Source organism: Shewanella maritima, assembly GCF_043643735.1.
In the GTDB taxonomy this organism is placed as follows: Bacteria; Pseudomonadota; Gammaproteobacteria; order Enterobacterales; family Shewanellaceae; genus Shewanella; species Shewanella maritima_A.
In genome coordinates this window covers 118,956-132,276 of record NZ_JBHZSM010000009.1, presented here as the reverse complement: position 1 = coordinate 132,276, position 13,321 = coordinate 118,956, and the positions used below count along the sequence as shown (strand labels likewise).

At 42.0% G+C, this 13,321-nt stretch carries 13 protein-coding genes; 6 read left to right on the top strand and 7 right to left on the bottom strand.

From position 1 onward, the window contains the following. Window positions 1-12: 12 nt before the first annotated feature. The 6 genes from rpmA to ACHUGF_RS11505 all read left to right on the top strand — a co-directional run bounded on the left by rpmA (window position 13) and on the right by ACHUGF_RS11505 (window position 3,851). Entirely contained in the window at window positions 13-267 is a 255-nt protein-coding gene (gene rpmA / locus ACHUGF_RS11530; RefSeq protein WP_007650346.1) for a 50S ribosomal protein L27, read from the top strand. Between the two features lie 199 nt (window positions 268-466). After that, the gene (gene cgtA / locus ACHUGF_RS11525) at window positions 467-1,630 is read left to right on the top strand and encodes an Obg family GTPase CgtA (protein WP_394131321.1); all 1,164 of its coding nucleotides are present in this window, start codon (window positions 467-469) and stop codon (window positions 1,628-1,630) included. A gap of 27 nt (window positions 1,631-1,657) precedes the next feature. Beyond that, window positions 1,658-2,416, top strand: a complete 759-nt coding sequence (locus ACHUGF_RS11520) for a threonine/serine exporter family protein (RefSeq protein WP_394131319.1) — start codon at window positions 1,658-1,660, stop codon at window positions 2,414-2,416. Window position 2,417: 1 nt separating this feature from the next. Continuing rightward, entirely contained in the window at window positions 2,418-2,885 is a 468-nt protein-coding gene (locus ACHUGF_RS11515) for a threonine/serine exporter family protein (protein WP_394131317.1), read from the top strand. Window positions 2,886-2,899: 14 nt separating this feature from the next. After that, a complete protein-coding gene (gene folA / locus ACHUGF_RS11510) occupies window positions 2,900-3,382 on the top strand; it encodes a type 3 dihydrofolate reductase (RefSeq protein WP_394131315.1) in 483 nt (160 codons plus the stop codon). Between the two features lie 82 nt (window positions 3,383-3,464). Next, on the top strand, window positions 3,465-3,851 hold the full coding sequence (locus tag ACHUGF_RS11505) for a DUF3718 domain-containing protein (RefSeq protein WP_394131314.1): 387 nt from the start codon (window positions 3,465-3,467) through the stop codon (window positions 3,849-3,851). A 384-nt stretch (window positions 3,852-4,235) separates the two neighbouring features. Here the strand turns inward: ACHUGF_RS11505 and ACHUGF_RS11500 are convergent, their stop codons facing one another. From ACHUGF_RS11500 to lptD, 7 genes are all read right to left on the bottom strand, one after another. Next, window positions 4,236-6,257, bottom strand: a complete 2,022-nt coding sequence (locus tag ACHUGF_RS11500; RefSeq protein WP_394131312.1) for a methyl-accepting chemotaxis protein — start codon at window positions 6,255-6,257, stop codon at window positions 4,236-4,238. Between the two features lie 118 nt (window positions 6,258-6,375). Then, on the bottom strand, window positions 6,376-7,194 hold the full coding sequence (locus ACHUGF_RS11495) for a symmetrical bis(5'-nucleosyl)-tetraphosphatase (RefSeq protein WP_394131310.1): 819 nt from the start codon (window positions 7,192-7,194) through the stop codon (window positions 6,376-6,378). A gap of 3 nt (window positions 7,195-7,197) precedes the next feature. Beyond that, the gene (apaG, locus tag ACHUGF_RS11490; RefSeq protein ID WP_394131379.1) at window positions 7,198-7,578 is read right to left on the bottom strand and encodes a Co2+/Mg2+ efflux protein ApaG; all 381 of its coding nucleotides are present in this window, start codon (window positions 7,576-7,578) and stop codon (window positions 7,198-7,200) included. A 123-nt stretch (window positions 7,579-7,701) separates the two neighbouring features. Then, entirely contained in the window at window positions 7,702-8,514 is an 813-nt protein-coding gene (gene rsmA / locus ACHUGF_RS11485; protein WP_394131308.1) for a 16S rRNA (adenine(1518)-N(6)/adenine(1519)-N(6))-dimethyltransferase RsmA, read from the bottom strand. Window positions 8,515-8,522: 8 nt separating this feature from the next. Continuing rightward, window positions 8,523-9,506: a 4-hydroxythreonine-4-phosphate dehydrogenase PdxA gene (gene pdxA / locus ACHUGF_RS11480; protein ID WP_394131306.1), complete on the bottom strand. Its 984-nt coding sequence runs from the start codon at window positions 9,504-9,506 to the stop codon at window positions 8,523-8,525. A 2-nt stretch (window positions 9,507-9,508) separates the two neighbouring features. After that, window positions 9,509-10,813 carry a peptidylprolyl isomerase SurA gene (surA, locus tag ACHUGF_RS11475; protein WP_394131304.1) on the bottom strand — a complete coding sequence of 435 codons (1,305 nt, stop codon included), beginning with the start codon at window positions 10,811-10,813 and terminating at the stop codon, window positions 9,509-9,511. A gap of 143 nt (window positions 10,814-10,956) precedes the next feature. After that, window positions 10,957-13,254, bottom strand: coding sequence for an LPS assembly protein LptD (gene lptD / locus ACHUGF_RS11470; protein WP_394131303.1), 2,298 nt, complete (start codon window positions 13,252-13,254; stop codon window positions 10,957-10,959). Between the last annotated feature and the right edge of the window lie 67 nt (window positions 13,255-13,321).

Below are 13,321 nucleotides of genomic sequence, written 5' to 3'. Positions count from 1 at the left end.
GGAGTCTAACTCATGGCACATAAAAAAGCTGGCGGTTCTACTCGTAACGGCCGCGATTCAGAAAGCAAACGTCTTGGTGTTAAGCGTTTCGGTGGCGAATCAGTTTTAGCTGGTAACATCATCGTTCGTCAACGTGGTACTAAATTCCACGCTGGTGTAAACGTAGGTATTGGTCGTGACCATACTCTGTTTGCACTTACAGACGGTAAAGTGAAATTTGAAGTTAAAGGTCCTAATAACCGTAAGTTTATTAGCATCGAAGCTTAATTTTTTACTAAGCAAGTTTTAAAAAGCCCCACCTTTATGGTGGGGTTTTTGTGTTTTTTATTGGAGCATTTCATCCCTTTAGCGTTGTTTTTGCTGAGTGATGAATATGAACCCTAATGTTGTTTAACTTTGGCGCTTGTCTGCAAAACTCTGACAATTCGAGTTATAATGACAGATTAAGTGTGCGTCAGGAGTCAGTATGAAGTTTGTTGATGAAGCAAAGATCAAAGTCGAAGCGGGTGATGGTGGCAGTGGCTGCGTAAGCTTCCGTCGTGAAAAGTACGTTCCCGATGGTGGTCCTGACGGCGGTGATGGTGGCGATGGTGGCAATGTCTATCTACAAGCCAATGAAAACCTAAATACACTAATCGACTATCGCTTTACACGATTTCATGCTGCTGAGCGTGGTACAAATGGCCGCGGCCGTGACTGTACTGGTGCTGCTGGCAAAGATTTGATCTTGCAAGTGCCTGTTGGTACACGTGCTGTAGATTTTGAGACTGAAGAAGGCTTAGGTGATTTAACCAGTCACGGTCAAAAGCTATTGGTTGCTAAAGGTGGTTACCATGGTTTAGGTAATACACGCTTTAAAAGCAGTACCAACCGTGCACCACGTCAAAAAACATTAGGTACGCCTGGTGAAGTTCGCGAAATCAAGCTTGAGCTACTGTTGCTCGCTGATGTCGGCTTGCTTGGGTTACCCAATGCAGGAAAATCAACTTTTATCCGCGCCGTGTCTCGTGCCACTCCGAAAGTTGCTGATTATCCTTTTACCACGCTTGTGCCGAATCTAGGTGTGGTTAACCCGCGTCCGGGCCAAAGCTTCGTCATTGCAGATATTCCTGGTCTGATTGAAGGTGCTGCCGATGGTGCTGGTCTTGGTATTCGTTTTTTGAAGCACTTAGAGCGTTGTCGAGTACTGCTGCATATTATTGATATTGAACCTATTGATGGCACAGACCCTGTTGAATCTGCTAAAGCGATTTTAGGTGAATTAGAGAAATACTCACCAAAACTAGCTTCTAAGCCACGCTGGTTAGTGTTTAACAAAACTGATTTAGTACTTGAAGAAGAGCTACAGCAGAAAATAGACCACATTGTATCTGAGCTAGACTGGCAAGGTGATGTCTATACCATGTCAGCGTATAATCGCGCTGGTACAGATGAGCTAGCAACTAAGATGCTTGATTTCATTGAAAGTCTACCTGATGAAGTTGAAGCTGAAGTGGCCGATGAAGATGTCGAGTTCAAGTGGGACAATTATCACCAGTCTCAAGAAGAAGTTAGCCAAGATTTTGATGATGACTGGGATGATGACTTCGATGATGATGACTATGATGTTGAAGTGATTTACCAACGATAGAATCCGTATCAATTTATTAGGTAAGCCGTGTACGCAGAAAGTCAAAACGATATTACCCGTCTCGTTGTGCAGTGTGCGCAACTACTCCTCGCTTATGGCGCTGAATCTGATCTTGTAGAAGAGATCAGCCAGCGCCTTGGCAAAGCGCTTGGTTTAGCCAGTGTTGAACTCTCTATTTCCTCCAATGCATTAGTGCTAACTAGCTTAGTACATGGTCGCTGTATCACTACAACACGTCGTATTAGAGCTCATGGCATTAATATGATGGTGGTATGTGAGTTGCAAAGAATATGTTTATTAACCGAAAAAGGCATTTACAGCGCGAACGAGGTAAGACGCCGTCTTGCTCGCATTGAACCTCGAACTTATCCTGCTAAGTTTGTTATCCCCATGATTGGCTTATCTTGTGCGAGTTTTTGTCACCTGTTTGGTGGTGATCTCATGGCATGTTTAATCACATTTTTTGCCGCCGCAGCGGGAATGTCTGTCAGGCTTTTCCTAGCCAGTAAGCACTATAACTTGCTAGTGAACTTTGCCATTACCGCATTTTGTATCAATGTCGTCGCCCAAGTCGGCTATGTGTGGCCTGTCACTGAGACTCCACAAACGGCTATGGCGGCTAGTGTGTTGTTATTAGTCCCAGGCTTCCCCTTAATTAATGCTATTTCAGATATGGTAAAAGGCCATATGAATGTGGGAATTTCGCGTTGGGGTACTGCAAGCTTACTGACACTGGCCTCAGTTATCGGTATTACTATTGCAATGCAGTTAGGAGGCATTTTTTAGGATGTCATTAATCTTAACCTTACTACATGATGCATTTTTTGCAGCGATCCCAGCGATCGGCTTTGCTATGGTATTCAATGTACCAAAACGATTTTTACCTTATTGTGCCATTGCTGCTTCACTCGGTTATAGCTCACGCAGTTTAATGATGCATTTTGATATGCCTATTGAGTGGGCGACATTTGTCGCTGCTGCCTTGGTTGGCTTTACTACTATCCGTTTTGCTAAAAAGCATTTAGCGCCACCATTGATGTATGCTGTCGCTGCGATTATTCCCATGGTGCCAGGTACGTATGCGTTCAATACTGTTATTGCATTAATCCACTTAACGGCTGCCAATGCTATTAACCCTGAGCTTACAGCTGAAGTGATGCTCAATGGACTTAAAACGGTTTTTATTCTAGGTGCGCTTGCCGTAGGGCTGGCACTACCCAGTCTATTATTTTATCGAGATAAACCTGTAATCTAACAAAAGGAATCGTAATGCGCATTGCAATGATTGCCGCTATGGCAAACAACCGAGTGATTGGTAAAGATAATAAAATGCCTTGGCATTTACCTGAAGATTTGCGCCACTTTAAAGCCATGACTTTGGCTAAACCTGTGATTATGGGTAGAAAAACCTATGAGTCTATTGGACGCCCATTGCCAGGGAGACATAACATTGTGATCACTCGTCAAGCAGGTTATCAAATTGATGGCGTGACGGTTGTTGACTCTATTGAAGCTGCTTTTGCATTAACTCAAGATGTAGAAGAAGTGGTGATTATTGGTGGCGGTCAGTTATACGCAGAATTACTCCCACGAGCAGACATTTTATATTTAACCCATATTGAACTAGATGTTGAAGGCGACACACACTTTCCTGACTGGGATGATGGTAGTTGGTTAATTAGCTCCTCTAAATCTGAAACAAATGATAAAGGAATGCAATATACATTTAACACTTATGCAAAAAAGTGTTAAATTGTTCAGGTGGTACCCTGATGAAAATACGCTCACTAATAAGTGTATAAAAATATAAAATACAAAAATAAAGGAGTGTCGGATGCGTTTATTGCCTGTAGCGGTTGCTGCATTGTTAGTTGCATCTTCTGTGTCAACCCCTGTAGTCGCTAATACCGATCAATTGGTCGCAAATATTTGTGACTATGTAAAGTCTGATGATAAGAACCGATTGCGTAAAAAGCTTAAAGAAAGCAGAGTTAAGTTACGTAACATCTATGATGGTGTGTCTTGTGATGGCGGCAGTTTATTGCGTACCGCCTACAATTCGAATGCCGTAACAGTTGGTGAGTTTATTGCGAAGCGTTTGTCTTCAAAAGAGCTAACCGCGCCAGAGCCAGATGGTCAAACCATTTTAGATTGGGCTAATGCTAATGGTCACGGTGGAAGTAGTATTACTGCAGCCATCAATGATCGAATTGGTGGTTAACTCAAAAAGGCTAATAAAAAATGTCGGTTAATACCGGCATTTTTTTTGGCTTTTATTTCATCAAAGTATTCTATTTCTCTGCTAAATTGGATTTCTTATAGTAGGCTTGCAATTCTGATTAGTTATCGTGATAAATGTAATTTATTTGATGTATCTTCATGAGAGGATGTGGGATTTAGATAGTTGAAAAGATAAGGGAAAAAACTGTTTGAAAGTAGATAGTTTAACGCCAATTGTTTACCTATTTACACTATAGATCTAGACTAGTTGATAGCTCACAATGTTCATGACTTTAAACCTGAGCTTCGATCCCCTTCTGACAGAATTGCTTGAAATTTAAAAAGGGCCTAAATAGGCCCTTTTTATTCGAGTGAATGCACTCTGCTAGACTTTAAACTCTTTAACTGAACTTTGTAACTCTTCTGCTAGCATCGCAACTTGATGACTTGAATCAGCAGTTTGGTCTGCACCAGTTGAGGTTTCTTCTGCAATGGCAGCAATATGTTCAAGCTTCTCAGACACTTGCTGGCTCACAAGGTTCTGTTCTTGTGCTGCTTGGGCAATATGCGTTCCTGAATCGTAAGCTTGATGCACTGAGTTACTGATCGTTTCAAGAGCTTGGTTAGCTTGTTCTGTTTTCTCTACACAGCTATTGGCTTGTGAACGCCCAAGCTCCATAACCGCAACAGCTTCTTGCGTACCTTGTTGTAACACCTCAATCATCTGCTGAATTTCACGAGTAGAGTCTTGTGTGCGTGAAGCGAGTGAGCGAACTTCATCTGCTACGACTGCAAAGCCGCGTCCTTGCTCACCAGCTCGGGCAGCCTCAATCGCTGCATTAAGAGCCAGCAAGTTAGTTTGCTCTGCAATACCGCGGATAACGTCCAAGATAGAGCCAATTGAAGCGCTGTCTGCATGGACCTTATTAATCACGTTACCCGCTTTAGTCACTTCATCAGCCAGTGACAGAATGGTTTGCTTGTTTTCATTTGCAAGTGCATGCATGTGTTGGCTTTCTTCATCAGCTTGTTTTATTTGAGCTAGGGCTGAGTCAGCACTCATGGAAACTTGTTGTGCACTAGAGCTCAGCTCTGTTGTCGCAGTTGCTACCTGGTCAACTTGGCTCTTTTGTTCTTGAATACCTGTGGTTGTTTGAGCGGTAATTGCAGAGGTTTGCTCCGAAGCGGCTGCAAGTTGTGTTGAACGATCCAAAATACCCGTGATTAAGCTTCGTAGGCTGTCTACGAGTCGGTTACAGTTTCCTGCAAGTTCTGCAAACTCATCATGGCCGGTGTCATCAAGTTTGTGAGTTAAGTCGCCTGAAGCCAGTACATTTAATGCTTGATTTACTTGCGCTAAAGAACGTGTAAGTGGCTTAACCACAATGTAACTAATACCTGCAGCAACACCGATGGCGATGAATACCACAAACCAAGTCTTAACAACGGCTGAGTCAATGATTTCGATGGCATGTGAGCTAATATCATTAGCGTAACCATCAATTGCATTTGATAATGCTCGCATATTGTCATTTACGTTAGCTGCAGATTGGTTATTTTGCGCAAGCAGGGTTTTCGCAGATTGGGTATGGTTTAGCTGCTGTTTTTTTAGTGCGATTAAGGATTGGTTGCCTGAGAGTAATTGGAATACTTTATCGGTTTCAGCATTTAAGTCGTCAAGCATGTCATTGTCTACAATACCTTGACCTTGCAAGTTGATGTGTTGCAGCTTGCTTTTAGACTCACTGACCATGTAATCAAGTTCTTTGCTGATCACTTCAAACTTTCTAACATCATCAGCGGCTACTAAATCATATACAGTGGTAATCAAAGTGATAAAAGTATTATCTACCACGCCTGCGGAGGCAGCGATTGCTTGCTCAGTGACATCCTCACTCATTTCCAGATCAATGAAATCGAGTAAGATTGAAGAAGCATCGTCTGCGGCATCTTCTAGATCGCCACGTAAACTAATCAGCTTTTCTTGTTTGCTAAGTGCTTGCTCTTTCTCGTTGAGTAAAGCGGTAACACTGTTTTGAAATTGACTATAACTGCCTTTGAGATTGGTGAGTGGTCGAGACAAATTTTCTTCTGATTGAATCAGTGAAGTTAAGCTGTTGAGGCTATTGTTAAAGCTGCTATCTAAGCTTGCTACTTTACTTTCAATAACAGGAATTTCAGCAGACTTCAGGCTGTAATAGCCAATCAAGGTTTCGATTGTTTGTGAGCTTAAATTGTTGCTTAACTCTTGAGTATTTTCTAATGCTGGTAGAGTGATTTGCTGAAGTGTCGTTGCACCTTGCTTAATATCATCGTTACTAATGAGGGTAACAATACCAAAAATCACAAGCAGTAAAGTGACAATTGAAAAACCGCCAATTACTCTTGTCGCCACGTTTATTTTCATAGAGTGCTCCGACTTTTTTATTCTTTGTGACAAATTTACGAGTGGTAATTGTTCTCAGGCAACTATTCGCAAATTCATTATTAATTAGCTATCGGCTGTAGCAGGCTTTAGTTTAACGCTAAATTAACTTTTTTTGGGTAATTTTTTCATTATTTTCAACATGAAAAAGAGTCATATCGTTTCCCCAACAGCATCCGGTATCAATTGCATGTAGGTTTGATTTGTTAGTGTGACCCATCAGCGCAGCCCAGTGGCCAAAAACTACTTGGTGATCTTTAGGTAGGTTTGAGTCAAATTCGAACCAAGGTTTTAAAGTTTGCTTATCAGCCTCTGAAGGCGGCGCTTTACATGAAAAATCCAGCGAGCCATCTAACATTAAAAAGCGCATGCGTGTCAGTGCATTAATGCAATACCTTAATCTTGTGATGCCAGTCGCTTGGGGTTGCCACTGCTCTGCAGTATCTGTATACATTTGGCTTATCAAAGCTTCAAGGTAGTCATCTTGCTGCAATGCTTGGCTAACGGCATTAGCCTCTGAGGTTAAAGTCGCTAAATCCCACTGTGGTGGCACCCCTGCATGGGTCATAATGAGTTTATGCTCAGGTAAGTATTGCATTAATGGCTGCTGTCTCAGCCAATAAATAAGTGATTCGATATCCGGTGCATTGAGCAGTTCACTTAAGTGATCTTTCGGGTTGGGGCGTTTAATCTTCCCATGTAAAGCTAAGAGGTGGAGGTCATGGTTACCTAAAACTATTTTGCCACTAGCTCCCAAGTCTTGAAAAAACCGTAATGTTGCCAGAGAGTCAGGCCCGCGAGCAACGAGATCACCCACAGCCCATAGCTCATCTTTAGAGGGGTTGAAGTTCACTTCAGCTAATAAAAGTTGTAGCTCTTTAAAACAACCTTGAATATCACCGACACAATAATGAGCCATAAGTTATTGAATAACTCCTGGTGCTTCTAGACGAAATAGCGGAATAGATGCTTTAAAAGGTTGGCCAGTTTCATCGACAACCATGCCATAGGAGCCTTCCATAAAGCCAATAGGTGTTTCCATGACTGTACCACTTGAATATTGGTAAGCAGTATTTGGCGAAATTGTTGGCGTTTCACCTACAACACCGGGCCCTTTGACTTCACTTTTATCGCCATTGGCATTGGTGATGATCCAGTGGCGATCTTTTAGGGTTACGGCTTGATCGCCAAGGTTGATAATGGTGATGGTATAGCTAAATAGAAATTTATTATCTGCTTTATCTGACTGTTGTTCTAAAAATTCTGTTTCGACTTTTACTGAAATTTTTGCATCCACTTTAATTCGTTTCCATGTGGTTATTTGCCAGCTTCTCTCTAAATTGATTTGAATTAATTGGCTTAATGAGTACTGATAATGAGGATATAGCGGATAAACAAAAGGGGCAAGTCATGCCCCTTTAGTTGATTAGATTTGCGCTTGTTTTTTACACAATAAATTTGCCATGGCAACATACTGCGGCACTGAAATTTGCTCTGGCCTTAAACTAGAGTCAATGTCGAGTGAAGCAAAGTCTTCGTCACTGAGTAACGTTTTCAAATTGTTGCGAAGTGTTTTACGACGCATATTAAATGCAGTAGTACATAAGTGACGTAGCACTTCTACATCATCACATGGCCAAGGCTTTTCCTCATAAGGCAATAAACGTACGACTGCTGAGTCAACCTTTGGTGGAGGGGCAAATGCCGTTGGCGGTACTTCAAGCACAGGTACCACTTGGCAATAGTATTGTGCCATCACGGTTAACTTACCGTAAGCTTTAGTGCCAGGGTTGGCTGACAATCTTAATACTACTTCTTTTTGTAGCATAAAGTGCATTGTGGCAATGTCTTTAGCAAACTCAAACAGGTGGAACATGAGTGGTGTTGAAATGTTGTATGGCAAGTTGCCAAACACTTTCATTTTCTTACCATCTTGTCTGAGCTGAGAGAAGTCAAACTGCATCGCGTCACCTTGGTGAATGCGCAGTTTATCTTTTAAGAATGGGTGAGATTCTAAGCGTTCAACCAGATCTCTATCTAGCTCGACTACTGTCAATTGATCAATAGATTCAGCTACTGGCTCGGTTAGCGCACCAAGGCCTGGGCCGATTTCAACCATCACATGATCGTTATCAGGTGCAATGGCACCCACGATACGGCTGATAATACTTTCGTTAGTTAAGAAGTTTTGGCCAAAACGCTTTCTGGCTGTATGACCTAAATGAACTTTATTACTCATGAAATTTGCTACTTAATATTGGATGCCAATTCGATGGCCTTATTTAATGCACAGGTGAAACTGCCACAATCGGCTTCTCCTGTACCGGCTAACTCAAGTGCCGTTCCATGGTCTACAGAAGTACGTATATAGGGTAAGCCTAGGGTAATGTTGACTGATTTACCAAAACCTATTGATTTTAACACAGGTAAGCCTTGATCGTGATACATAGCGAGTACTACATCGGCTTGCTCTAGGTATTTAGGTTGAAATAATGTGTCTGCAGGTAATGGCCCTATGATATCCATTCCCTGCTCACGTAATTCATTTAGCGCTGGAATGATTACATCAATCTCTTCGCGGCCTAGGTGCCCATCTTCACCTGCATGTGGGTTTAAGCCACACACGAATATTTTTGGCGAACCTAAACCAAATTTACTGACAAGTTCACGGTGTAAAATTCCAATAATATGATGTAACCGTTCATTGGTTATGGCTTTAGAGACATACGCCAACGGAATATGGGTGGTCATCAGTGCGACTTGCAGCCCAGGAGTGGCTAACATCATTACCACATCAGAACAGTTTGCTTGAACCGCAAAAAATTCGGTGTGGCCACTAAAAGGGATCCCTGCCTGATTGATGATACCTTTGTGAACAGGCCCAGTGACAACCGCATCAAACTCATTGGACATGTTTTTTTCACCGGCGTAACGCAGGGTGTCTACAACATAGTCACTGTTCGCTTCGTTTAATGTGCCACATTTAGCTTCTTCCGCTAGAGTGAATGGCACAATGGTCAAGGTACCTGCTTCTTGCGCTCTAGGCGCTTGAGTTGGTTGATAAGGGCGAAGCTGTAAAGGCAGTCCGAGCATTTTGGCACGAGTGGTCAATAATTGCGGATCAGCACAAACAACTAACTCAGCAGGCCATGCCTGCTGAGCAAGTTTAATCACTAAATCTGGGCCAATGCCCGCCGGTTCACCCGGCGTAATTGCTATTCGTTTTGTCAAGGTTATCCTCGTGAGCTTTCTGGCTCAAACACTTCAATGTAGGCTTCAGTTCGCATTTCATCTAGCCAGTTTTGTAATTCTTCATTGAATTTTCGACGGAAGATAAGTTGGTGCGCTCTGTTTGTGTTGAACTTGTCAGTGGCATCTGTTTTACGACGTTGTTCAAGTTGTACCACGTGCCAACCATGAGTGGTTCTAAATGGCTCGCTATATTCACCTTCTTTTAAGCTCATTAAGGTACTGGCAAATTCTGGCACATATAAACTTGGCTCTGCCCAACCTAATTCACCACCTTTAGCTGCTGAACCTGGGTCTTCAGAATACTGTCGAGCAAGCTCAGCGAAGTCGCCTTCTCCTGATTTCACCTGTGCTAAAAAGTTTTCTAGCATGGCTTTCGCGCGATCTTCTGAAAGGATTGGCGAGGGCTTAAGCAGAATGTGACGTGATTTTACTTCGTCAATTTCTTGTACTTGCATACCGCGAACATCCATTACCTTCACGATATGAAAGCCAGAACCAGATTTGATTGGGCCAATAATGTCGCCTTTTTTGGCATCATTGATTACTTCAGCAAATAAGGTCGGCATTTCATTAATGTTCATGAAATCCCATACGCCACCTTCTAGAGCTTTAGGGCCAGATGAAGATGCAATGGCTGTGCTTCTAAAATCTTTACCTTCATTTAGGCGCTTTAATACAACTTCTGCACGTTTGCTAGCATTATCTAATTGTGCACCTGTGGCATCCATTGGTACGTCGATTAAGATATGACCTACTTGGAACTCAACATCTTTCAGACCTTGCTCTTCAATTAATTGTACTAGTGAATTAATTTCCTGAGGAGATACCTGAATTCTACGTTGCACTTGAATACGTTGGATTTCACCTAATGTAATTTCTTCACGCAATTGCTCACGGTATTGATTGAAGCTCATGCCATCCGCTTCAATTTGATCGCGCATTTGTCGCACAGTCATTTGCTGTTCGCGAGCGATATTTTCGATTGTTTGGTCTAGTTGTAAATCACCAATCTGTAAACCAATGCGTGACGCCATTTGCATTTGTAAATGAGTCAGAATGAGGCGCTCAATGACCTGAGTACGCAGTGCTGATTCGGATGGCAGAGATTGATTAGCTGCTTTAGCATTGTTGCTAACAGTACGGATCATATTTTGGATTTCACTCTCCAAAATAATGCCATCATCTACTTGAACGGCAACTCTATCAAGCTGTTGAGGTGCTGCAATACTTACGTGGCTAGTAAATAGGGCCAGTATTGCAAACATCAATTTCTTACTGTGTTTCATCCACAAAATCCTTGACACTTATTTCTTGTTTTAAGGCGATGTGCCTACATTAATTTTAATTGAGGGGTTCCCCTCACACTGTCATATGACAGGTTAATTCACACTAGGTTCAGCAATCTAACACAAAAGCGTTAAAAAGCTGATTAATTCCTGAGGTAAAGTGGCTTACGATAGTTAAATAAACCCTCATTGAGCATATCTTCAACACCGAGCGGCCCAGAACCACCTAAACCTTTAATGACAAAGTTTAGATAGATGCCACGCTCAAATTGTTCTCTGCTATCAATTTCTGAGAAGTCATCTTCGTAGTTAGTTTTGATGCGGTAGTGATAACTTAAGCGCATTGCCCAACAACAAGACTCATATTGTATACCTGCATAGGTTTCGACACTTCGTCTCTCATTCAAATCGTAATAAAAATTACCGACAAAGTGTAAGTCATCCATAATTGGCCATGTTGTACGTACACCAGCCTGTGAGATGTTGACACTATCATTGGTGTTATTGTTGACTAAGTCAGGTACGTAACGATAACTGAACTGGACTAACTTACCTGGCATTGGGCGGTAGTCTAGCGTTGCTTGACTCTTTTTGCTGTCACCGTCTTCCGTATCGAATTGCAAAGAGGTACTTAAAAACCAATCATCGTACAAGCGGGTTTCTAGCTCAGCTGCTAAAACGGAAGTTGACTGACTACTGGCAATGGCGTTGAGATCTCTTAGTACCTTTGACTCTTCAAAGAAAAAGATTTGTCCCACACTTAACTTTGTTTGCTCAAGGTTGTTCTCATCAAACAAACGTGTTGTGAAGCCCAAGGTTAACTGGTTGGCGTCTGCGATGCGGTCTAAACCTGAGAAGCGACGATCGCGGAATAAACCGAAGTAATCTTCTTGTAAAAAGGCACTATCATAAACGCCAATGCCTGTTTGATCTTCATAGCCTACATATAAATATTGCATTTGTGGCTCAAAAGTCTGGCGGTATGATTGCGACAAATATTCCGTGTTACGTTCAAAGTTAATTTGACCGTTAAGGCGTACTTGCGGGATAGTTCGACTGACTGAGTCATCGACGTCAAAACCATCATCACCATTTTGCTGCCAATAATTGGTTTGTAACAGTTTTAATTCGCTGGTAAAAGAGCCAACAGGGCCATGAATAGGTAAAACAAGGCTAGGTTCAATATGCAATCTGGTTGCCGTTGAGAAGGTATCATCTTGGTGCTGGAAGTTAGTTATCTCGGTATTGAGATTAAAATCCAGCGAGTCAAATAAGTCGACAGAACGGTAATTGAAATTAAGTTGTGGCATCACTTGATAAGGTTTTTCTTCCTCACCCAGTACTTTGATATCTTGCACTCTTAAATTCATATCCCAGTTTTGCTGGAAATAACTGATCTCCCCCATTCGAGAAAGCTGGTTGTCTGTTGATCGGTTAACATCAGAACTTAAATCATTGAAATAGTTGTTATCAGAAACATTGGTGTAATTGACTTTTACACGCCAGTTTTCATCAATAACACCTTGATGATTCCAGTGATAAAGGTAACGGTCAGGTGAGTTACTGAGTTTTCTGTCGTCACCTAAATACTCGACATTAAATTGCCCCGATTGTTGCTCAGAGCCCATATAGCGAAATTCAGTCTTTAAAAATAAGCCACGTGATGACATGTAATCAGGTGTCAGTGTTAAATCATATTGTGGGGAAATGTTCCAGTAGTATGGCACACTGATTTGTACACCGTTGGTGGTACTGGTACTGAATTCCGGAAACAAGAAGCCCGATTTACGCTTGTCTGAAATGGGAACTGTCATGTATGGGATATACATGATGGGGATGTTAGCCACTCTTAATTTCGCATCCCAAATCTCACCCCATTCCTCCTCTGAATCGATTTTGATTGTCTTAGCTTCAAGCAGCCAAGATTGAGACTCAGGTGGACAAGTGGTGAAGTTGGTATCTGACAATACTAAGTTATTCTCACCAGTAATTTCTAATTGCTGTGCATCACCATTAATTTGTTGGCCATGCAGCCAGTATCGTGCCCCAGAAAGCGTTGCCTGATTAGAAATCATTTTTGCTTCTAACTCTTCTGCTGTCACAGTAAATAACTCATCAACAAAAATGAGATTCCCTTCCGCATTGAGCTGTTGCTTTTGTTGATCTACCGTCGCTTTATTGGCGGCAATATGACGGCTTCCTTGGCTAAAGCTGACATTGCCTTCAAAATAAGCGGTTTGATCCATTTCGGCATAGGATTTATCCGAAATAATCAAAATATCATCTTGTTTGAGCGAGGAGATAGCGCTTCTATCATTCACTGATGGCGAAAGTGGTGGGGTGATCGCACAATGTCCCAGCGCTTGCTCTGCGTAGGCATTGTTTGACTCTAGCAATGCACTAGAGCAAAGGCATAAAGCCACAAAATAACGAATATGCATTGTTATCAATTAGTTATGAATTCTTTAATAGGAATATCAATGGAGAGAAAAGGATACCCAGCTAACT